Here is a 20,019-nt window from a genome sequence, read left to right as displayed (position 1 = left end):
CGCCGAGTCGGATGCGAAAGTCCCCGTTGCAGGCGATTCCGGATCGGGAGCCGTGCCCTAACCTGCCGATGTGACCCGCACGCTCGAGGTCGACTACCTGGTCATCGGCGCCGGCGCCATCGGCATGGCGTTCACCGATGCGCTGGTCGACCACGCCGACGTGCGGGTCGCGCTGGTCGACCGGCGCCACGGCGTCGGCGGGCACTGGCTGGCGGCGTACCCCTTCGTCCGACTGCACCAGTCCTCGACGTTCTACGGCGTCGCCTCGACGCTGCTCGGCGGCGGCCGGATCCAGGAGACCGGGCCCGAGACGGGCCTGCACGAGCGCGCCGACCAGCCCAAGATCGCCTCGTACTTCAGCGACGTGCTGACCGACCGGATGATCGCGTCGGGGAAGGTCGAGTTCTTCGGCGGGTGCGAGTACGCCGGCGACCGGACGTTCTTCTCGCGGATCTCCGGCGAGCGGTTCGCGGTGCCCGAGCACTGCCGGGTCGTCGACGGCCGCTACCTCTCCCCCGACATCCCGGCCGAGTCGCCGCCGCGCTTCGGGGTCGCCGAGGGGGCTCCGGTGATCCCGGTCAACGACGTGGTCCGCCAGGACCACAGCCCGAGCCGGTACGTCGTGGTCGGGTCGGGCAAGACCGCGACCGACACCATCGTCTGGCTACTGACCCATGGCGTCGACCCGGACGCCATCAGGTGGGTCCGCCCGCGCGACCCGTGGATGCTCGACCGCGCCGTGATCCAGCCCGACCCGACGATCTTCCTCGGCATGGTCGCGACGACGATGGCCGAGGCCGAGGCGGCAGCCTCGCTGCCCGAGCTCTTCCTGCGGCTCGAGGACGCCGGAATCATGCACCGCGTCGACCGGTCGGTGATGCCGACGATGGCCAAGGCGCCGACGCTCGCCCGGTGGGAGCTCGAGCTCCTGCGCAGCATCGAGGACGTCGTCCGGCTGGGCCACATCCGCACGGTGCACCGCGACCGGATCGAGCTCGACGGGGGCACCGTCGACCTGCCGCCGGACGCGGTCGTGGTCAACTGCGCGGCCGACGGGCTCAAGCAGCCGGCCCGCGTCCCGGTGTGGCAGGAGGACGTGATCACCCTCCAGCCGATCCGGGCCGGCTTCCCCTGCTTCGGGGCCGCGCTGACCGGCTACGTCGAGGCGACGCGCACGGACGACGCCGAGAAGAACCGGCTGTGCCCTCCCTCGTCGTTCGGCAACTCGCTCGAGGACTGGGCCCGCATGAACGTGCTGGGCTTCCGCGCGTCGGCGGCCTTCAACGCCGAGCCCGACATCAAGGGCTGGGCCGACGGGGTCGCCCTCAACCCGGCCCGCATCCCGCCCGGGACGCCGCGGACACCGGAGCTCGAGGACGCCGTCGAGCGGATCGCCCGGCACACCGCGCCCGGCATCGCCCGGCTCACGGAGCTGGCCGAGCGGTAGGCCGCGGGTCGTCGGCGTGGTTGGAGCGCCGAGCAACACTGGGGCGATGATCGGATTCCTCGTCGCCGGCGTGATCATCGGAGCGCTGGCCCGGCTCTTCAAGCCGGGCCGCCAGCACCTCTCGCTCCTCGCCACCCTGGGCCTGGGCCTGGTCGGCTCGCTCATCGGCGGGACCGTCGCCTGGCTGCTCGGCACCGGCTCGATCTGGGAGCTCAACATCCTCGGCTTCGTGCTGTCGGTCGTGGCCGCCGTCGCCCTGGTCGGCACCGCCGAGGCCGTCACCGGCGGCACCAAGCACCGGCAACTGCGCTAGCTGGCCCCGACAGGCGCGATGTTCTGGTTGTGGCGGAACATGTTCCCAGGGTCGACCTTGGACTTGATCTGCCGCAGCCGGTCGTAGCTGGGGCCGTAGTTCGCGCGGACCCGGTCCTGGTCGTCCTCGGCCGCGAAGTTGATGTAGCCACCGGCTTCGGAGTGCGGCGCCGTGGCGGCGTAGTAGTCCTTGACCCAGGTCGTAGCCACCTCGTCGTCCACCTGGTCGGGTGGCCACATCCCGGCGATCACGGTCGCGAAGGTCGCGTCGCGGTGGGCGAACGCTGTCGCGTCCGGGGCGACGCGGTGGCAGGCCCCGTTGATCGGGTAGATGTGCATGGTCGAGTTCAGGGCCGGCAGCCTCGGGCCGTGCTCCAGATGTGCCGCGATCGCGTCGTCGGTCAGCTCCTTGACGAAGTTGGCCTTCCAGTAGTGGTGCAGCCCCGGGGGGACGAGCCCGTCGAAGGCGCTGTTGAGCGCCGGGTAGGGCATCGGGCCAACCATCTCGGCCACCCGCGGAGCCACGTCACGGATCGGCTGGAGCGCCTTCTCGCCGGCCTCGAGGTCCCCGGCCCAGCACGCCACCATGGCCACGAACGGCTCGCCGTGGCGGTCCTCCGGGATGAACGGTAGGGGCGGGGCGATCTGGTACGCCGGGAAGCAACCGAGCTCGACGGGGGCGTCCACGATGAAGTCGCGGTAGAACCGCAGCAGGTCACCGGCTCGGTCGAGCTCGAAGAACATGGGCCCGCCGTAGATGTCCCGAACCGGGCTCAGGTGGAACTCGAAGGAGGTGACGACGCCGAAGTTGCCACCGCCGCCGCGGATGGCCCAGAACAGGTCCTCGTCCTCGTCCTCGCTGGCCTGGTGGAACGTTCCGTCCGCCGTGACGACGTCAGCCGACATGAGGTTGTCGAGCGACAGGCCGAGGCCGCGCGTGAGGTAGCCGATGCCGCCCCCGAGCGTGAGACCACCGACGCCGGTGGTCGAGATGATGCCCCCGGTCGTCGCCAGGCCGAAGGGGTAGGTCATCGCGTTGAGGTCGCCCCACGTCGCGCCGCCGCCGACCCGCACGGTGCGCGCGGCCGGATCCACCCGGCCTCCGCGCATCGCCGAGAGGTCCACCACGACGGCGTCGTCCGCGGTCCCGAAGCCGGGGACGCTGTGGGCGCCTCCGCGGACAGCGACCGTCAGCCCATGGTCGGCGGCGAACCGCACGGCGGTCATCACGTCGCCGGCGTTGACGGCTCGGACCACGACGGCGGGTCGCCGGTCGATCATGGCGTTGTAGACCGCACGTGCCTCGTCGTACCCGGCGTCGTCCGGGCCGATGACGGTCCCCCGGACCGACTCGCGCAACGTGTCCAGCTGGGCGCTCATGGGGAATCCTCCTCGCTGCTCGGCGCTGTCGCGGCCGGGGCGACAGGGGCGCGGAGGCTCAGTCAGGACGTCCCGAGCGCGGCAGGCGGAATGTCGCGACGCTAGCGACGGACACCGCCGGCGACATCCCTCACGTGGGCGAAATCGGTCGCAGCGGCACGTCGAGCCGTTCGGCCAGCTCCTCGCGCGTCGTCCCGAAGGTCTCGACGACCACGACGCCGTCCGGCCCGACCTCGAACACCGCGAGGTCGGTGTAGACGCGCGACACGCAGCCGACGCCGGTCAGCGGGTAGGTGCACTCGGGCACCAGCTTGGGCGCGCCGTCCTTGTCGAAGAGCGTCATCAGCACGAAGACCTGCTTGGCCCCGATCGCGAGGTCCATCGCGCCACCGACGGCGGGGATGGCGTCGGGCGCGCCGGTGTGCCAGTTGGCGATGTCGCCGCCGGCGCTGACCTGGAACGCGCCCAGCACGCACACGTCGAGGTGGCTGCCCCGCATCATCGCGAACGAGTCTGCGGAGTGGAAGTACGCCGCACCCGGTGGCTCGACGACCGGGACCTTGCCGGCGTTGATCAGGTCGCCGTCGACCTCGTCGCCCACGGCCGCCCGACCCATGTTGAGCATGCCGTTCTCGGTGTGCAGCACGACGCCGGAGTCCGCGTCGAGGTGGTCGGCGACCAGCGTGGGCTGGCCGATCCCGAGGTTGACGAAGGCACCGCGCGGGACGTCCTGCGCGACCCGCGCGGCCATCTCGTCCTTGCTGAGGCTCATACCGCCACCCCCACCTCGACGACGCGGTCCACGTAGATGCCCGGCGTCACGACCACCTCGGGGTCGATCTCGCCGGTCTCGACGACCTCGCGCACCTGCACGATCGTGGTGGTCGCGGCGGTCGCCATCACCGGGCCGAAGTTGCGTGCGGTCTTGCGGTACACGACGTTGCCCATCCGGTCGGCGCGGTGGGCGCCGACGAGCGCGACGTCGCCGCGGATCGGGTACTCGAGCACGTAGGTGCGGCCGTCGATCTCCCGCTTCTCCTTGCCCTCCGCGAGGGGCGTGCCGACTCCGGTGGGGCAGAAGAACGCGCCGATCCCGGCGCCGGCGGCGCGCATCCGCTCGACCAGGTTGCCCTGCGGCACGAGCTCGAGCTCGATCTTGCCCTCGCGGTAGAGCCCGTCGAAGACCCACGAGTCCTTCTGTCGCGGGAACGAGCAGACGACCTTGCGCACGCGGCCCTTCGCGAGCAGCGCCGCGAGCCCGGTGTCGCCGTTGCCGGCGTTGTTGGAGACCACGGTCAGGTCGGTGGCGCCCTGGTCGATGAGCGCGTCGACGAGCTCGACCGGCATGCCGGCCAGGCCGAAGCCGCTGACCAGCACCGTGGCGCCGTCCTCGATCCCGGCGACCGCCTCGGCGGTGGTGTCGCAGACGACCGCGCTCACGACACGTTCTCCAGCACGACGGCGAGCGCCTGGCCGACGCCGATGCAGATCGCGGCCACACCGTACCGGTCTCCGGACTCCTGGAGCCGCGCGGCGAGCGTGCCGAGGATCCGGCCGCCGGACGCGCCGAGCGGGTGGCCGATCGCGATCGCGCCGCCCTTGGCGTTCACGATCTCCGGGTCTCTCAGCCCACTTCCGGCCCACGCGTCGACGCACGCGAGCGACTGCATCGCGAACGCCTCGTTGAGCTCGACGGCGCCGACGTCGGCCCACGTGATGCCGGCGCGGGCGAGGGCGCGGTCGGCGGCCTCGACGGGTGCGTAGCCGAACATCGGCGGCTCCACCGCGCTGACCCCGCGGCCGGCGATCCGGGCGACGGGGTCGAGGCCGATCATCGAGCGGCCGGCGTCCTCGGACCCGAGCAGTACGGCGGACGCCCCGTCGTTGAGCGGGGACGCGTTGGCCGCGGTGATCGTGCCGTCCTTGCGGAAGGACGGCTTCAGGCCGGCCAGCTTCTCGGCGGTCGAGCCGGGCCGGATGCCCTCGTCGCGCGCATGGTCCCCCTGCCCGATCCTGACCGGGACCACGAGGTCGTCGTAGAAGCCGGCCTCCCACGCGGCGTCCGCGAGGTTGTGCGACCGGGCGGCGAACTCGTCCTGCCGCTCCCGGGAGATCGCGAACTTCTCGCCGAGCATCTCGTTGGCCTCGCCGAGCGAGACCGTCCACTCCTCCGGCATGTTCTCGTTCACCAGGCGCCAGCCCAGCGTCGTCGAGACCGCGGTGACGTTGCCGGCCGGGAACCCGCGCGACGGCTTGGGCAGCACCCAGGGGGCGCGGGTCATCGACTCGACGCCGCCGACCAGCACCACGTCGGCGTCGCCGGACTCGATGGTCCGCGAGCCGATGATGGCGGCGTCGAGCGAGGAGCCGCAGAGCCGGTTCACGGTCGTCGCGGGCACGCCGACCGGCAGGCCCGCGAGCAGCACCGCCATCCGGCCGACGTTGCGGTTGTCCTCGCCGGCCTGGTTGGCGCAGCCCCAGACGACGTCCCCGACCCGGCCTGGGTCGAGGTCCGGCGCCTTCGCCAGGACGCCGGTGATCGCGGTGGCGGCGAGGTCGTCGGGCCGTACCTCGGCCAGGGCGCCACCGAAGCGGCCGAACGGCGTGCGCGCGGCGGCGTACACGAAGGCAGCAGTCATGCCTTCACCGTAGGCCGCATCGGTTGATCGATTCCAATACCGAATCCCACCTGATTGATAAGTTGGCTGCATGGAACTGCGGCACCTGCGCTCGTTCGCCGTGCTCGCCGAGGAGCAGCACTTCGGCCGCGCCGCCGAGCGCCTGCACATCGCGCAGCCCGCGCTCTCCCAGCAGGTCAAGCAGCTCGAGCGCGAGCTGGGCGTCCCCCTCCTCACCCGCACGACGCGGCGGGTCGAGCTGACCGCGGCCGGCGCGCGCTTCGCCGAGCACGCCCGGACCGTCCTCGGCGACGTCGAGCGCGCGAACGACGACATGGCCCTGCTCGCGACGGGCCGGGCCGGCCGGGTCTCGGTCGGGTTCATCGGCACGGCGACGTACGACGTCCTGCCGCGCGTCGCCCGGGAGGTGGCGCGCGAGCTCCCCGACGTCGAGCTCGAGCTGCGCGGCGAGCTGCTCTCCCCGCAGCTGGTCGCCGGGCTCGCCGACCGGACCTACGACCTCGCGCTGCTGCGGCCGGGCCCGCCCGACGACGGGCGCCTCGACGTCCGCCCGCTCCGGACCGAGCGCCTGGTCGCGGTCCTGCCGGCCCACCACCCGCTCGCCGGACGGCGGCGGATCGGGCTGGCCCGGCTGGCCGGGGAGCCGTTCGTCATGCACCCGTCCGGCCACCGGTCTTCGGTGCACGCCCGGGTGCTGGAGGCCTGCGCCGCCGCCGGGTTCGAGCCGTCCCCGGTCCTCGAGGTCGCCGAGACCTCGACGCTCGTGGTGTTCGTCGCGGCCGGGCTCGGCGTCGCGCTCGTCCCGGAGCCCGTGCGCAGCCTGGGCCTGGAGGGCGTCAGCTACGTCGCACTCAGTGACCCTCCGACGATCGACCTGGCCCTCGCCACGCGCGCCGGGGAGGACTCCCCGGCCGTGCGCCGGGTGGCCGAGCTCGTCGCCGCGCTTGTAACGCCGGGTTAGTGCCTGTTCCCACCCGGCTGCAACCCCGGGGGGAACAGCGAATAACCCGGCGTTACAGCAGGCCCTCCTCCGTCAGCACCGCGGACGCGATCCGGAACGCCGTGTTGGCGTCGGGCACGCCGCAGTAGATCGCGGACTGCAGCAGCACCTCCTTGATCTCCTCCACGGTGAGTCCGTTGCGCAGGGCGGCGCGCACGTGCATCGCCAGCTCCTCGTGGTGGCCGCGGGCGATGAGCGCGGTCAGCGTGATCATCGAACGGGAGCGGCGGTCGAGGCCGGGACGGGTCCAGATCTCGCCCCAGGCGTACGCCGTGATCAGCTCCTGGAAGTCGCGCGTGAAGTCCGTCGTGGCGGCCGACGCCCGGTCGACGTGCGCGTCGCCGAGCACCTCGCGGCGGACCCGCATCCCGTCCGAGCCGGACGGCGCGGGCGGAGGAGGGGTCTCGCCGAGGAAGTGCTCACGCAGCAGCCGGGCCACCTCGTCGGGCGCCTCGGCCGGAGCCAGGTGCGCGACACCGAACAGTTCGACGTACGTCCCGTCGGCGACGCCGTCGGCGACCTCGCGCAGCGTCTCGGGCGGGGTGGCCACGTCGTCGGCACCGGCGACGGCGAGCACCGGAGCCTTGATCCGGCCCAGCTCCTCGCGGACGTCGAAGGCCGCGAGCGCCTCGCACACCCGGGCGTAGCCCTCGTCGTCGACGTCGGAGAGGGCGTGCAGCAGCGCGCTGCCGCGCTCGGGCTCGCGGTCGAGGAAGCCGGGCCCGAACCACCGCTCGGCGGAGGCGGTGACGAGCGACGGCGTGCCGGACGCGCGCACGGCGTCGATCCGCTGGGCCCACGACTCCGCGGTGCCGATCCGGGCACCGCTGCAGAGGAGGGCGGCCGCGACGACCCGGTCGGGCGCGTCGAGCAGGAGCTGGAGCCCGACGGCGCCGCCGACGGAGTCGCCGGCGTAGAAGAACGGCGCGCGGGGCTCGCCGCGCTCGGTGAGCAGGTCGTCGACGACCGCCAGCACGCCAGCGGCGAGCTCGGGCATCGTGAACGGCTCCTCGGGCACCGCCCGGTTGTGGCCGTGGCCGGGGAGGTCCCACGCCACGACGTCGAAGGCGTCGGTCAGGCCGGCGGCACAGGCGGTCCACAGCGTGGCCGCGGACGTGCCGAGCGAGGGCCCGAGCACCAGCAGGGGCAGCTCGGAGCGGTCGCGGGCGGCCGTCATCCGGACGGCGGTGATGCCGGGGGTCACGGTGTCTCCTCCAGGGTCGGGCCCAGACTCTGCTCGGCGCGGGCGACGACCTCGTCGACCCAGGCCGTGGCGTCGCCGAGGTACGTCGGCGCGGGGTGGTCGGTCATGCTGCGCTGCTCGGCGAGCGCGCTGTCGCCGGCCGCGGCGAGCGTCGCGGCCATCCGGCCGGTGTCGACGCGCAGCCCGGCGACGAGGTCGGCGGTCTGCGACGCGGCGACCAGCGTGCGGCGGACCAGGTCGCGCAGCGTCGCCCACTCCGCGTGCCAGCCGCCGTCGGCCCGGTCGTCGACCTGCTGGGCGGCCGCCAGGTGCAGCGTCGCGGCGAGCTGGGGCGTCGTCAGCGCGGCCCGCCGGACGAGCACGGACAGGACGGGGTTCGCCTTGTGGGGCATCGTGGACGAGCCGCCACCCGAGCCCTCGGCGAGCTCACCGATCTCGGGGCGCGACATGGTCACGACGTCGTTCGCGATCCGTGCGCAGGCGTCGGTGCAGCCGGCGAGCGCGTCGCCCAGCCGGGTCACCGGCGCACGGGTCGTGTGCCAGCGCGGGACGCCGAGCGGGATCTCACGGCCGAGCTCGACGATCGCGGCGCGGGTGCCGGCGGCGCCGCCGACCTGGCCCGGGAAGGCCAGGCGGGCGAGGTCGCCGTCCGCGTCGAGGACCGCGGTCAGCCAGACGGCGACCCGGAAGCCGAAGGTCGTGGGCACGGCGTGCTGGGTGAGCGTCCGGGCGACCATCGGGGTGTCGCGGTGCTCGGTGGCGAGCCCGGCCAGGGTGCGGACGACCGACGCCAGGTGGCCGCGCAGCTCGGCGACGGCGGCCTCGGCCATCAGCATCAGCGCCGCGTCGACGACGTCCTGGCTGGTGAGGCCGCGGTGCACGCGGGCGTCCTGCTCGCGCAGCAGCCGCACGAGCGGGATCACCGGGTTGCCGCCGGCCTCGGCCAGCCCGGGCTCGAGCTCGGGCACCTCGAGGGTGTCGCCGAGCCACTGCGACTCGACCTCGACCATCGCGCGCAGGAACGCCGCGCCGGTGAAGTGCTGCCCCGCGCGCTCGTCGCCGGGCCAGAACAGGTCCGCCATGGCCCTATTCAACCGGCAGAGCGTCTTGCGCGTACGACAGGAAGACGGTCTCGTCCTCGCCCTGAAGGCGGATATCGAACACGAAGCCGCGGTCGTCGGCCTCCGCGGACCGGCCCGGCCACCGCGCGGGCGCGGTGCCCGGCAGGTAGGCCCGCGTGTGCAGTCGGTCGAGCAGCCCGCGGGCGAAGATCGTGAGCGCGAAGAACGGCGCCTCGCCGCCCGGCCGCAGCGTCGTGAACTGGTAGTGCCCGGTCCGGTCCGTCTCGGCCCGGCCCCACCCGGTGAAGGTGTACCCGTCGCGGTGCAGGGAGCCCGGGGACCGCGGGACGGTGCCGTCGGGCGCGAGCTGCCAGAGCTCGAGGAGCGCGTCGGGCACCGGGTCGCCCGCGCCGTCGAGGACGCGGCCGTGCAGCCGGACCGCGTCCGGCCGGGTGGGCGGGACGAGCTCCGGGCCGCCGGCGTACGGCAGGGCGTAGCCGAAGAACGGGCCGATGGTCTGGCCCGGGGTCGGGGGCAGGCTCACTGCTCGTCCTCCTCGAAGTGGGTGCGGTGGCTGCCGGTCAGGACGATGTCCCAGCGGTAGCCGGTCGCCCACTCGTGCGTGGTCACGTCGTGGTCGTAGGTCGCCACGAGCCGCTGGCGGGCGGCCGGGTCGACGATGGCCTGGTAGATCGGGTCGAGCGCGAACAGCGGGTCGCCGGGGAAGTACATCTGGGTCACCAGCCGCTGGGTGAACTCGCGGCCGAACAGCGAGAAGTGCACGTGCGCGGGACGCCAGGCGTTGCGGTGGTTCTTCCAGGGGTACGGCCCGGGCTTGATCGTGGTGAAGCGGTACCACCCGTCGCCGTCGGTGAGGCAGCGGCCGACGCCGGTGAAGTTCGGGTCGAGCGGCGCCGGGTGCTGGTCGCGCTGGTGGATGTACCGGCCGCCGGCGTTCGCCTGCCAGACCTCGACCAGCTGGTGGCGCACCGGGCGGCCCTCGCCGTCGAGCACCCGGCCGGTCAGCACGATCCGCTCGCCGATCGGCTCGCCGCCGTGCTGGATGGTCAGGTCGGCCTCGAGCGGGTCGACATCGCGCTGTCCGAAGACCGGCGACCACAGCTCGATGCCCTCGGGATCGCCGTGGTGCGGATCCTTGGTGGGGTGCCGCAGGATGCTGGACCGGTACGGCGGGTAGTCGAGCCGGGGAGCCGTCTCGGTCGTGCCGCCGGCGTCGTACTCCTGGGCGATCCGCTCGATCTCCGACGAGATCTCGGCCTGCGTCCCGGAGGCGGCGTCAGAGCTGGTGGTCACGGCCTCGACGGTAGGGAGCCGCGCACGGCGTTGACGACACGTGCTTTCCGGCCAGTGGAAGACTGGACGCCATGGCCGGCAACACCTCCACCCCGCGCGCGACCGTCGCCTCGCGCGTGCTGGCGCTGCTCGGCGCCTTCGACGAGCGTCATCCCCGCCTCACGCTGACCGAGCTCGCGACCCGGGCCGGGCTGCCGATCCCGACCGCGCACCGGCTGGTGGGCGAGCTCGTCGGCTGGGGCGCGCTCGCCCGGACGCCGGCGGGCGACTACGTCGTCGGCCGCCGGATCTGGGACCTCGGCCTGCTGGCACCCGTGCAGTCCGGCCTGCGCGAGCTGGCCTCGCCGTACCTCCACGACCTGTACGGCGCCACGCTCGCCACCGTCCACCTCGCGGTGCGCGACGGCAGCGAGGTCCTCTACCTCGACCGGCTGGCCGGGCACGCGTCCGTGCCGGTGGTGAGCAGCGTCGGCTCGCGGCTGCCGATGCACGCGACCGGCGTCGGCAAGGTGCTGCTCGCCCACGCGCCGGCGCCGGTCGTCCAGGACGTGCTCGCCCACCTGACCCGGGTCACGCCGTACACCGTCACCCAGCCGGGCCTGCTGCGCCGCCAGCTCGCCAAAGTGCTCAAGGACGACCACGCGACGACCACGGAGGAGATGAGCCTCGGCGCCTGCTCGATCGCGGTGCCGATCCGCCGCGACCAGGAGGTCGTGGCCTCACTGGGCATCGTCGTGCCCTCGCTCAGGGACCGGGCCCGGCTGACCGGCGCGCTGCACGTCGCCGCCCGGGGCGTCGGGCGCGCGCTTTCGTCCAGCGGAAGCAGCTGATGGCCCGGCCCGCCTGCCGGGCCGTTGACTGCCGGGCATGCGCACGCAGGTCGCCATCGTCGGCGCCGGCCCCGCCGGTGTCCTGCTCTCCCACCTGCTGGCGACCGACGGCGTCGAGTCCGTCGTGGTCGAGACGCGCTCGGAGGAGTACGTCGCGGGCCGGATCCGCGCCGGCATCCTCGAGCAGTCGACGGTCGACCTCCTGCACGCGGTCGGGCTCGGTGACCGGCTCGCCCGCGAGGGCGACCAGCACCGCGGGGTCTACCTCCAGTGGCTCGGCGAGCGGCACCACCTCGACTTCGTGGACCTCGTCGGCCGGTCCGTGTGGGTCTACGGCCAGACCGAGGTGCAGACGGACCTCGTCGAGGCGGCCCACCGGCGCGGCCAGGAGATCGTCTACGGGGTGCGCGACACCGCGCTGCACGACCTCGGGACCGACCGCCCGTCGGTGACGTTCACCGACGCGTCCGGGGCGACCCGACGGCTCGAGGCCGAGGTGGTCGTGGGCGCCGACGGCTCGTTCGGGCCGTCGCGCGCGGCCGTGCCCACCGGCGTACGCCGGACGTGGGAGCGGACCTACCCCTACTCGTGGCTCGGCATCCTGGCCGACGTGGCGCCGTCGACCGACGAGCTGATCTACGCCTGGCACCCGGACGGGTTCGCGCTGCACTCGATGCGCTCCTCGACCGTCTCGCGCTTCTACCTCCAGGTCCCCAACGACACCGACCTCGCCGACTGGTCCGACGACCGGATCTGGGACGGGCTCGCGGCCCGGCTCGGCCACGGCCAGAACGGCTGGTCGCTGGCGACCGGCGCGATCACCGACCGGAGCGTGCTGCCGATGCGGTCGAACGTGTCGCAGCCGATGCGCCACGGCCGGCTGTTCCTCGCCGGCGACGCCGCGCACATCGTGCCCCCGACCGGCGCGAAGGGTCTCAACCTCGCGGTCGCCGACGTCGCCCTCCTCGCGCCCGCCCTCGCCGCGCTGCTCAAGGGCGACCCCGCCCTCGCGGACGCCTACTCCGACACCGCGCTGCGCCGGGTCTGGCGCTGCACCCACTTCTCGTGGTGGATGACCACGATGCTGCACGCGAGCGACGACCCGTTCGACCGCGAGCTCCAGCGCTCCCAGCTCCAGTGGGTCGCGACGAGCGCGGCCGGCGCGGCCGGGCTGGCGGAGAACTACGCGGGCCTGCCGATCGGGTTCTGAGACTCACAGGAGGTGCACCGCGCGACGGCGACGGTCGGGCGCTCGCCGGTCGCCTGACCGCGACGGAGCCGGTGTGGACCTGTGGTTGGCGCCACTTCGGCGTGGGCACCTCCCCACCCGAGGAGGAGGGACATGACCATGAGAAGTGCAGCGAAGCTGGTGCTGGCCGGGTGCGTCGCGTTCGCGTTGACGTTCGCCGGCGCGGTCAGTACCGGTGCGGGCGCCCACACCAGCACCGGCACCAGCAGCCAGACGACCGTGGCGGCCAAGGCCGGGTACGCCCAGCAGAAGTCGCTGGCCAAGGCCAAGAAGGCCAAGAAGAAGGCCAAGAAGAAGCTGCGCCAGTGCCGGAACAACCAGGCCCCGAGCGAGCCGGAGAACGACCTCCAGCCGGCCTGTGACGCCGGCCTGCCGCAGGAGATCTGCGAGGCGCTCGCCACGCTGTCGACGCCGGCGGCCGGTGGCGACAGCCCGATCCAGGCCCTCTGCGACAACGGCCTGCCGCAGCCGATCTGCGACGCCGCGACGAACCCGCCCGGCCCGGGTGGCGAGAGCCCGATCCAGCCGCTGTGCGACGCCGGCCTCGCAGGAGATCTGCGACGCGGCGACCGGCGGCGGGAGCGCCCCGGACCCGGGCCCGGTCCTCGACCCGGTCTGCGACCTCGGCCTGCCGCTGCCGGTCTGCGACCTGCCCCGCGTGGGTCGAGCAGCCTGAGCCCGGATCCCCGGGTAGCCGCCGTTGGGGGTGGCTACTCGGGGACGGGCTCGTGCCGGACCCGGAAGCGCCGGTAGCTGTAGACGATCAGCCCGAGCGCGAGCAGTCCGGACAGCACCTGGGTGATCCCGGTCGCGGAGCCGCCCGGCAGCCAGCTCCACGCGGGGAACGGCCACCAGCCCGGCATGTCGGGCCCCACGATCCACAGCACGCCGCACGTGATCAGCCCGACGGCGAACAGCGTCGACAGCGTGACCCGGAGCGTCGTCTCCACGCTCTCCGCGGCTCCGCGGAGGGCCTTCTTCTTGATCGGCTCCACGCGGCGCTCGGCCCACTCGTACTCCTGCGAGAGGACCACGAGCCCGGCCGCCAGCATCAGCAGCCCCGGCCCGGGCAGCACCAGCGCCGCGATCCCGGCCACGACCAGCACCCACCCCACGACCTCCAGGACGACTCGCTTGGCGGCCGCTCCCCCCGGGAATCCCATGCCCGAAGACTGTCAGATCGGTCCAACTCGGTGAGCGGCTGTGGCGGCCCTCATCCGAACGCCGCCATCACGGTAGTCCCCGACGAACGAGGGGTGCCGACGGCGTGTCGACCCCCGGAACGTCAGGGACTACCCCGAAAGAGGCAGGCCTCAGGCAGCCAGCTCCAGCTCGCCGCAGGTGATCTCGGGGTCCATGCCGTCGGGGAGGCGGACGATCCGGGCGTGCACGTGGGCGGGGATGCCGATGCGCAGGAGGATGGCCAGCGAGCCGATGGTGGCGACGGCGGCGTAGATCAGGTTCGCGTCGATGTCGGCGAGGAGGCCGTACGCGCCGGCGAGCAGGGCGTCCACGATCAGCAGCGCCCAGGCCGAGGCGGCGATGGCCGACACGTCGTGGCTGCGCCATGCGGTCATCGCGGCGGGGGTGACCAGCAGCGCGACCGAGCAGCCGAGCACGACGGTCGCGACGACCGGGCCGACCCAGAAGGCCGAGAGGCCCGCGGCCGAGACCACGAACAGCCAGACGACCGGCAGCCAGAGCCGGGCGCGCGAGCCGCCCCGGAACCAGGCGATCACGAGTGCGCCGACGGTGGCGGGCACCGCGACCAGCGCGGGGAGGGCGACCCAGAGCTCGCGCTCGAGGATGCCGAAGACGGTCCAGGCGATGCCGCTGATCGTCGAGTTCGCCAGCGCGGCGATGCTGACGCCGGCCGCCGTCGTCATCCCACGCAGCTTGCGGAACTGCGGGACAGTGTAGGCGGCCGCCAGCAAGGTGCCGGCCAGTCCAACGGCGGTGGTGAGGTCGAGGCTCATGTTCACTCCTTCCGGCGCGCGTGCGCAGACATGCGACACGGCCGCCGCGCACCGGGGGGTGCACGACGACCGCGTCGGTCAGACGTATGAGGTTGGGGACTACTCCCGCCCGAAAAGATTACCCGTCACAGCGGCGAACTGCGAACTATCTTGCGGGTCAAGACGCCTTCGGCGGGGTGATCTCCGGCACACCGAGGTCAGACATCCGTGATCCGGACGCCGGCGTGCGCCTTGTAGCGGCGGTTGACCGAGATCAGGTTCGCGGTCAGCGCCTCGACCTGGTGGGCGTTGCGCAGCCGGCCGCCGTAGATGCCGCGCACGCCCGGGATCACGCCGCTCAGGTCCTGCACGAGGTCGGTGGCCTCGCGCACGTCGCCGAGCACCAGCACGTCGGTGTCGACGGAGTCGACCGAGGGGTCCTCGAGCAGCACGGCGCTGACGTTGTGGAACGCGCCCACCACCGTGGAGTCCGTCAGGATCGCCTGCGCCTGCTGCGCGGCCGAGCCCTCCTCGACCGCCAGCGCGTAGGCGCCCTGCTTGTCGAAGCCGAGCGGGTTGACGCAGTCGACGACGACCTTCCCGGCGAGCTCGGACCTCAGCGAGGCGAGCAGCTCGCCGTGGCCGTCCCACGGTACGGCGACCACCACGATGTCCCCGGCCGCGGCAGCGCCCGCGTTGTCGGCGCCGGACACCTCGGCCCCGGTCGCCTCCGCCAGTTCCGCGGCGGTGTCCGCGGCCCGCTCCGCGCTGCGGCTGCCGATCACCACCGGGACGCCGGCCGCGGCGAAGCGCCGGGCGAGGCCACGCCCCTGCGGTCCGGTGCCACCGAGGACGGCGACGGTCGTGCCAGCCAGGGACTCGGGGAGGTTGCTCATGGCCTGCACTCTGTCAGGCGACCGGGCACCGCAGTGGGGTTTCAGCGAGTGGTCCCGCCCACACCGTGCACGACCAGGTCGGCGAGCGCCCGGTAGGCCGCGGCGTCCGGCAGCCCCGATACGGCGGCGATCCGCCCGCCCTGGATCGCGGTCATCACCTGGGCGACCGCGGCCCCGACGAACGTCGCGTCGACCGGCCGCAGCGACCCGGCCGCCACTCCCGCGGTGACGAGGTCCTGCACGCGCTGCGCGGCCAGCCGGGTGTTCTCCTCGTAGATGCTCGCCGCCGGCGCGTAGGCCTGGAGGTCGGCGTAGAACCGCTCGGACGCCGGCGCCAGCTCGGCGGCGACCGCGGTGAGGTAGACCGCGAGCCGCGCTCCCGGGTCGGGCTCGGCCGCGACCTGGGCCTCGATCCGCTCGGCGGCGCGGCGGAAGAAGCCGCGGACGGCGGCGAGCACGACCTGCTCCTTGCTCTGGGCGACCTGGTAGATCGTCGTCCGCGAGCAGCGCAGCCGGGCGGCGAGGTCGCCGATCCCGAACTCCAGGAACCCCTCGGCGAGGAACAGCTCGATCAGCTCGTCGAGCAACTGGTGGCGCGGCGGGGGCACGGGGATGACGGTATCAGTACCAATTGGCGTATTCTGGTACTCATGCCCGCCACTCGCCTGCTGCCCACCGACGAGGCCGTCGACCTGATCGGCCTGGTCCGCGACCTCACCACGCGCGAGCTCGCCCCCCTCGTGGCCGACGCCGAGCGCACCGAGACCTTCCCGCGCGAGGTCTTCCGCACCCTCGGCCGGGCCAGCCTGCTCGGCCTCCCCTATGGCGAGGAGTACGGCGGGGGCGGCCAGCCCTACGAGGTCTACCTCCAGGTCCTGGAGGAGATCGGCGCGATCTGGGCGAGCGTCGGCGTCGGCGTCTCGGTCCACGCCCTCTCCTGCTTCGGCCTGGCGACCGCGGGCACCGAGGAGCAGCGGCGGCGCTGGCTCCCGGACATGCTGAGCGGGGAACTGCTCGGCGCCTACTGCCTCTCCGAGCCCCACGCCGGCTCCGACCCGGCCGCGATGCGGACCCGCGCCCGGCGCGACGGCGACGAGTACGTCATCTCCGGCGCGAAGGCCTGGACCACGCACGGCGGGCACGCCGACTTCTACAAGGTGATAGCGCGCACCGGCGACGGCCGGGGCGACATCTCCTGCTTCCTCGTCCCGGCGGACGCCGACGGCCTGGTCGCCGACCCGCCGGAGCACAAGATGGGCCTGACCGGCTCGGCCACCGCGACCATGCGCTTCGACGACGTCCGCGTCTCCGCCGACCGGCTGCTCGGCTCGGAGGGCGAGGGCCTGAAGATCGCGCTCGCCGGGCTCGACGCCGGACGGCTCGGCATCGCCGCCGTCGCCGTCGGCCTGGCCCAGGGCGCGCTCGACCACGCGGTCGCCTACGCCCAGGAGCGCGAGACCTTCGGTGAGCGGATCATCGACCACCAGGGCCTGGCCTTCGTGCTGGCCGACATGGAGGCCGCGGTCCAGTCCGCCCGCGCCATCCTGCTGCACGCCGCCCGCCTCAAGGACCAGGGCCTCCCCTACGGCCGCGAGGCCTCGGTCGCCAAGCTGGTCGCCACCGACAACGCCATGAAGGTCACCACCGACGCCGTCCAGGTGCTCGGCGGCTACGGCTACACGCGCGACTTCCCGGTCGAGCGGTTCATGCGCGAGGCCAAGGTCATGCAGATCTTCGAGGGCACGAACCAGATCCAGCGGCTGGTCATCGGCCGGTCGCTCGACCGCGTGCGCGGCGGGTCGCTGCACCTCGCACGCTGACGGCGTCCCGCGGGGGCAGGCCTTGCCCGGTGTCGGTGGGTGGATCTAGGTTGCAACATCGCCGTGATCCAGGTCACGCCTCGGGAGGGACCATGCGTCTTCGTCATCTGTCAGCCCTGCTCGTCACCCTCTGCCTTACCGTCACGGCCGCGCCCGCCTGGGCCGCGCCCGACGATGGCGGCTACGCGCGGCACGCCCCACGGCCGGGGCTCAGCGACCAGGACTTCTACTTCGTCATGGGCGACCGGTTCGCCAACGGCGAGCCCTCGAACGACGAGGGCGGGCTCTCGGGGGGCCGCGACGTCACCGGATTCGACCCCACCAGCAAGGGCTTCTACAACGGCGGCGACCTGGTCGGGCTGCGCGAGCGGCTCGACTACATCCGGGGCCTCGGCACCGACGCCATCTGGCTGACGCCTATCTTCAAGAACAAGCCGGTGCAGCTCGAGGACGGCCCGTCGGCCGGCTACCACGGCTACTGGATCACCGACTTCACCCAGGTCGACCCGCACCTCGGCACCAACCAGGACCTGCGCGACCTCGTGGACGCGGCGCACGCTCAGGGCATGAAGGTCTTCTTCGACATCATCACCAACCACACCGCCGACGTGATCGGCTACGCCGAGGGCGACCGCACGGCGTACGTCTCCAAGGACCAGCGCCCCTACACCGACGCCGCCGGGGACCCCTTCGACGACCGCGACTTCGCCGGCACCGAGACGTTCCCGGAGCTCGACCCGGCGACGTCCTTCCCTTACGTGCCCGAGCTCGACGCGGACGAGGAGGACCTCAAGGTCCCCGCCTGGCTCAACGACGTCACGAACTACCACAACCGCGGCAACACCACCTTCACCGGCGAGGACAGCCAGTACGGCGACTTCTTCGGCCTCGACGACCTCTTCACCGAGAAGCCCGAGGTGGTCGACGGGATGATCGACATCTACCGCGCCTGGGTCGAGGACTTCGACATCGACGGCTTCCGCATCGACACGATGAAGCACGTCGACGACGAATTCTGGAAGGAGTTCGGCCCCACCATGCAGCAGATCGCGGCGGCCGACGGCAACGACGACTTCTTCATGTTCGGCGAGGTCGCGCTCGACGGCAGCGGCACCGCCGCGAAGAGCTTCACCTCGCACTACACGACCGCGAATCGGATGCAGGCGATCCTTGACTTCCCGTTCCAGGCCGCGGCCCGCGACTTCGCCTCCAAGGGGCTCGGCAACCGGGCGCTGGCGAGGTTCTTCGCCAACGATGACTGGTACACCGACGCCGACTCGAACGCCTATGCGCTGCCGACCTTCCTCGGCAACCACGACATGGGCCGGATCGGCTACTTCCTCCAGACCGACAATCCGGAGGCCGACGACGCCGAGCTGCTCGCGCGCGACCGGCTGGCCCACGAGCTCATGTACTTCTCGCGCGGCAACCCGGTCGTCTACTACGGCGACGAGCAGGGCTTCGCCGGGCTCGGCGGCGACCAGTCCGCGCGCCAGACGATGTTCGCCAGCCAGGTCCCGGAGTACCAGGGCGACGACCAGCTCGGCACCGACAACACCGGCGCCGACGACAACTTCGTCACCGACCACCCGCTCTACACGACGATCGCCGGCCTGGCCGCGCTGACCGACGAGCACCCGGCGCTGCGCAACGGCGCCCAGCAGGTCCGCTACGCCTCCGCGGGTCCCGGCGTCTTCGCCTTCTCGCGGGTGGACCGCCGCCGCCAGCGCGAGTACGTCGTCGCGCTCAACAACAGCACCGAGCCCGCGTCCGCGAGCTTCCGGACCTTCCTCCCTCGCGGCTCGTTCCGCCAGGTGTACGGCGAGGGCCCGGCCAGGCTCACGACCAACGCGCGCGCCCGGATCGACGTGGCGGTGCCCGGCCTCTCCGCGGTCGTCTACGAGTCCAGGACCCGGATCCCCCGGTCGCCCAAGGCGCCGGGGATCGCGCTCGGCAAGCCCGCCCCGGCGGCCGCGGCGCAGGGCCGGATGCACGTGGCCGCCCGCGTCCGCGGCGCGTCGTTCTACGAGGTGACCTTCCAGCGCCGGGTCGGCTCCGGACCGTGGCGCACGGTGGGGGTCGACGACGCGGCGCCGTACCAGGTCTTCGACGACACGACCGCCCTGCGCCCGGGCACCAAGGTCGCCTACCGCGCCGCCGTGCTCGACAACGCCGGGCACACCCGTGGCACCGTCGCCCGGACCGTCCGGGTGCCGAAGGCCGAGCTGACGATCAGCAGCCCGAACGACGGCGGCCGGGTCGGCGACGTCTACCCGGTCCAGGTCGAGGCGACGGTCGACCCGCAGCGCCCGCTCCAGGCGGTGGAGTTCCAGCGCCGGGTCGGCAGCGGGCCGTGGACGAGGCTCGGCGTCGACGACTCGGCGCCGGCGTACACCTGGGTCGACGACATCTCCGACCTCGAGCGCGGGACGACCGTGCGCTACCGCGCGGTGCTGACCGAGCCCGGCCTCGCCGCGGTGACCAGCCGACCGGTCGCGGTCACGGTCGCCGCGCCGGAGGCGGCGGTCGACTCGGTGACGGTCGCCGGCAGCCTCCAGGACGAGCTCGGCTGCCCGGCGGACTGGCTGCCGGACTGCGCGGCGACCCACCTGGCCTTCGACGACTCCGACGGGCTGTGGCACGGCACGTTCGAGCTGCCCGCGGGCAGCTACGAGTGGAAGGTCGCGATCGACGACTCGTGGGACATCAACTACGGGGCGGGCGGTGCCGCCGGCGGCGGCAACCTGACCCTCGTCGTGCCGGGGGGAGGCGCAGCCTACGTGTTCACCTGGGACCAGGTGACGCACGTGCCGTCGGTCGAGCCCGCCGACTGAGCGACTCCTCTTGACCGGTACAGAGATCAGGCGTACTGTACCGGTCAAGAAGGTGGTGAACGCACTGCCGGAGGAGGA

At 73.0% G+C, this 20,019-nt stretch carries 20 protein-coding genes; 8 read left to right on the top strand and 12 right to left on the bottom strand.

The genetic code is table 11. The features are described from left to right. Positions 1–70 precede the first annotated feature (70 nt). Both ACYQ0U_RS04560 and ACYQ0U_RS04555 read left to right on the top strand, forming a co-directional pair. On the top strand, positions 71–1,447 hold the full coding sequence (locus ACYQ0U_RS04560; protein WP_459969884.1) for an NAD(P)-binding protein: 1,377 nt from the start codon (positions 71–73) through the stop codon (positions 1,445–1,447). A 46-nt stretch (positions 1,448–1,493) separates the two neighbouring features. Further along, positions 1,494–1,760 (top strand): GlsB/YeaQ/YmgE family stress response membrane protein, encoded by a 267-nt coding sequence (locus tag ACYQ0U_RS04555; protein ID WP_459969882.1) that lies wholly within the window; start codon positions 1,494–1,496, stop codon positions 1,758–1,760. On the opposite strand, the gene ACYQ0U_RS04550 is transcribed toward ACYQ0U_RS04555, so the two are convergent. From ACYQ0U_RS04550 to ACYQ0U_RS04535, 4 genes are all read right to left on the bottom strand, one after another. Next, positions 1,757–3,139, bottom strand: coding sequence for an FAD-binding oxidoreductase (locus ACYQ0U_RS04550; protein ID WP_459969879.1), 1,383 nt, complete (start codon positions 3,137–3,139; stop codon positions 1,757–1,759). The genes ACYQ0U_RS04555 and ACYQ0U_RS04550 overlap by 4 nt on opposite strands. Before the next feature lie 130 nt (positions 3,140–3,269). Continuing rightward, entirely contained in the window at positions 3,270–3,911 is a 642-nt protein-coding gene (locus ACYQ0U_RS04545; RefSeq protein WP_459969877.1) for a 3-oxoacid CoA-transferase subunit B, read from the bottom strand. Continuing rightward, positions 3,908–4,579 (bottom strand): 3-oxoacid CoA-transferase subunit A, encoded by a 672-nt coding sequence (locus ACYQ0U_RS04540; RefSeq protein ID WP_459969875.1) that lies wholly within the window; start codon positions 4,577–4,579, stop codon positions 3,908–3,910. Before ACYQ0U_RS04540 ends, ACYQ0U_RS04545 begins: the two co-directional genes overlap by 4 nt. Continuing rightward, a complete protein-coding gene (locus ACYQ0U_RS04535; RefSeq protein WP_459969873.1) occupies positions 4,576–5,778 on the bottom strand; it encodes a thiolase family protein in 1,203 nt (400 codons plus the stop codon). The genes ACYQ0U_RS04540 and ACYQ0U_RS04535 overlap by 4 nt, the downstream gene beginning before the upstream one ends. A gap of 70 nt (positions 5,779–5,848) precedes the next feature. Between ACYQ0U_RS04535 and ACYQ0U_RS04530 the strand changes: the two genes are divergently transcribed. Further along, the gene (locus ACYQ0U_RS04530; protein ID WP_459969871.1) at positions 5,849–6,739 is read left to right on the top strand and encodes a LysR family transcriptional regulator; all 891 of its coding nucleotides are present in this window, start codon (positions 5,849–5,851) and stop codon (positions 6,737–6,739) included. A gap of 52 nt (positions 6,740–6,791) precedes the next feature. On the opposite strand, the gene pcaDC is transcribed toward ACYQ0U_RS04530, so the two are convergent. Genes pcaDC through pcaH form a run of 4 tightly spaced genes read right to left on the bottom strand, consistent with a single transcriptional unit; the run spans position 6,792 to position 10,357 of the window. Next, positions 6,792–7,982 carry a bifunctional 3-oxoadipate enol-lactonase/4-carboxymuconolactone decarboxylase PcaDC gene (gene pcaDC / locus ACYQ0U_RS04525; protein ID WP_459969868.1) on the bottom strand — a complete coding sequence of 397 codons (1,191 nt, stop codon included), beginning with the start codon at positions 7,980–7,982 and terminating at the stop codon, positions 6,792–6,794. After that, the gene (locus tag ACYQ0U_RS04520; protein WP_459969866.1) at positions 7,979–9,064 is read right to left on the bottom strand and encodes a lyase family protein; all 1,086 of its coding nucleotides are present in this window, start codon (positions 9,062–9,064) and stop codon (positions 7,979–7,981) included. Before ACYQ0U_RS04520 ends, pcaDC begins: the two co-directional genes overlap by 4 nt. Positions 9,065–9,068: 4 nt before the next feature. After that, positions 9,069–9,587: a dioxygenase family protein gene (locus tag ACYQ0U_RS04515; RefSeq protein ID WP_459969864.1), complete on the bottom strand. Its 519-nt coding sequence runs from the start codon at positions 9,585–9,587 to the stop codon at positions 9,069–9,071. Further along, positions 9,584–10,357 carry a protocatechuate 3,4-dioxygenase subunit beta gene (pcaH, locus tag ACYQ0U_RS04510; RefSeq protein WP_459969862.1) on the bottom strand — a complete coding sequence of 258 codons (774 nt, stop codon included), beginning with the start codon at positions 10,355–10,357 and terminating at the stop codon, positions 9,584–9,586. The genes ACYQ0U_RS04515 and pcaH overlap by 4 nt, the downstream gene beginning before the upstream one ends. A gap of 71 nt (positions 10,358–10,428) precedes the next feature. Here pcaH and ACYQ0U_RS04505 point away from each other — a divergent pair, with 71 nt between their 5' ends. The 3 genes from ACYQ0U_RS04505 (at position 10,429) to ACYQ0U_RS04495 (ending at position 13,189) form a co-directional block, all read left to right on the top strand. Continuing rightward, positions 10,429–11,187 carry an IclR family transcriptional regulator gene (locus ACYQ0U_RS04505; RefSeq protein WP_459969860.1) on the top strand — a complete coding sequence of 253 codons (759 nt, stop codon included), beginning with the start codon at positions 10,429–10,431 and terminating at the stop codon, positions 11,185–11,187. Between the two features lie 37 nt (positions 11,188–11,224). After that, a complete protein-coding gene (locus ACYQ0U_RS04500; protein ID WP_459969858.1) occupies positions 11,225–12,397 on the top strand; it encodes a 4-hydroxybenzoate 3-monooxygenase in 1,173 nt (390 codons plus the stop codon). A 132-nt stretch (positions 12,398–12,529) separates the two neighbouring features. Next, a complete protein-coding gene (locus tag ACYQ0U_RS04495; protein ID WP_459969856.1) occupies positions 12,530–13,189 on the top strand; it encodes a hypothetical protein in 660 nt (219 codons plus the stop codon). Here ACYQ0U_RS04495 and ACYQ0U_RS04490 read toward each other — a convergent pair. The 4 genes from ACYQ0U_RS04490 to ACYQ0U_RS04475 all read right to left on the bottom strand — a co-directional run bounded on the left by ACYQ0U_RS04490 (position 13,147) and on the right by ACYQ0U_RS04475 (position 15,895). Beyond that, positions 13,147–13,599: a PGPGW domain-containing protein gene (locus tag ACYQ0U_RS04490; RefSeq protein ID WP_459969854.1), complete on the bottom strand. Its 453-nt coding sequence runs from the start codon at positions 13,597–13,599 to the stop codon at positions 13,147–13,149. The two genes, ACYQ0U_RS04495 and ACYQ0U_RS04490, sit on opposite strands and share 43 nt — an antisense overlap. Positions 13,600–13,749: 150 nt before the next feature. Next, positions 13,750–14,412: a hypothetical protein gene (locus ACYQ0U_RS04485; protein WP_459969852.1), complete on the bottom strand. Its 663-nt coding sequence runs from the start codon at positions 14,410–14,412 to the stop codon at positions 13,750–13,752. A 197-nt stretch (positions 14,413–14,609) separates the two neighbouring features. Next, on the bottom strand, positions 14,610–15,287 hold the full coding sequence (gene npdG, locus ACYQ0U_RS04480) for an NADPH-dependent F420 reductase (protein ID WP_459969850.1): 678 nt from the start codon (positions 15,285–15,287) through the stop codon (positions 14,610–14,612). A 41-nt stretch (positions 15,288–15,328) separates the two neighbouring features. After that, positions 15,329–15,895, bottom strand: a complete 567-nt coding sequence (locus ACYQ0U_RS04475) for a TetR/AcrR family transcriptional regulator (protein WP_459969848.1) — start codon at positions 15,893–15,895, stop codon at positions 15,329–15,331. Between the two features lie 42 nt (positions 15,896–15,937). Between ACYQ0U_RS04475 and ACYQ0U_RS04470 the strand changes: the two genes are divergently transcribed. Further along, positions 15,938–17,107: an acyl-CoA dehydrogenase family protein gene (locus ACYQ0U_RS04470; RefSeq protein WP_459969846.1), complete on the top strand. Its 1,170-nt coding sequence runs from the start codon at positions 15,938–15,940 to the stop codon at positions 17,105–17,107. Between the two features lie 92 nt (positions 17,108–17,199). Beyond that, entirely contained in the window at positions 17,200–19,941 is a 2,742-nt protein-coding gene (locus tag ACYQ0U_RS04465; protein ID WP_459969844.1) for an alpha-amylase family glycosyl hydrolase, read from the top strand. Positions 19,942–20,019 lie beyond the last annotated feature (78 nt).

Source organism: Nocardioides pyridinolyticus, from assembly GCF_054653575.1.
This window is presented reverse-complemented; position numbering and strand designations above follow the sequence as displayed.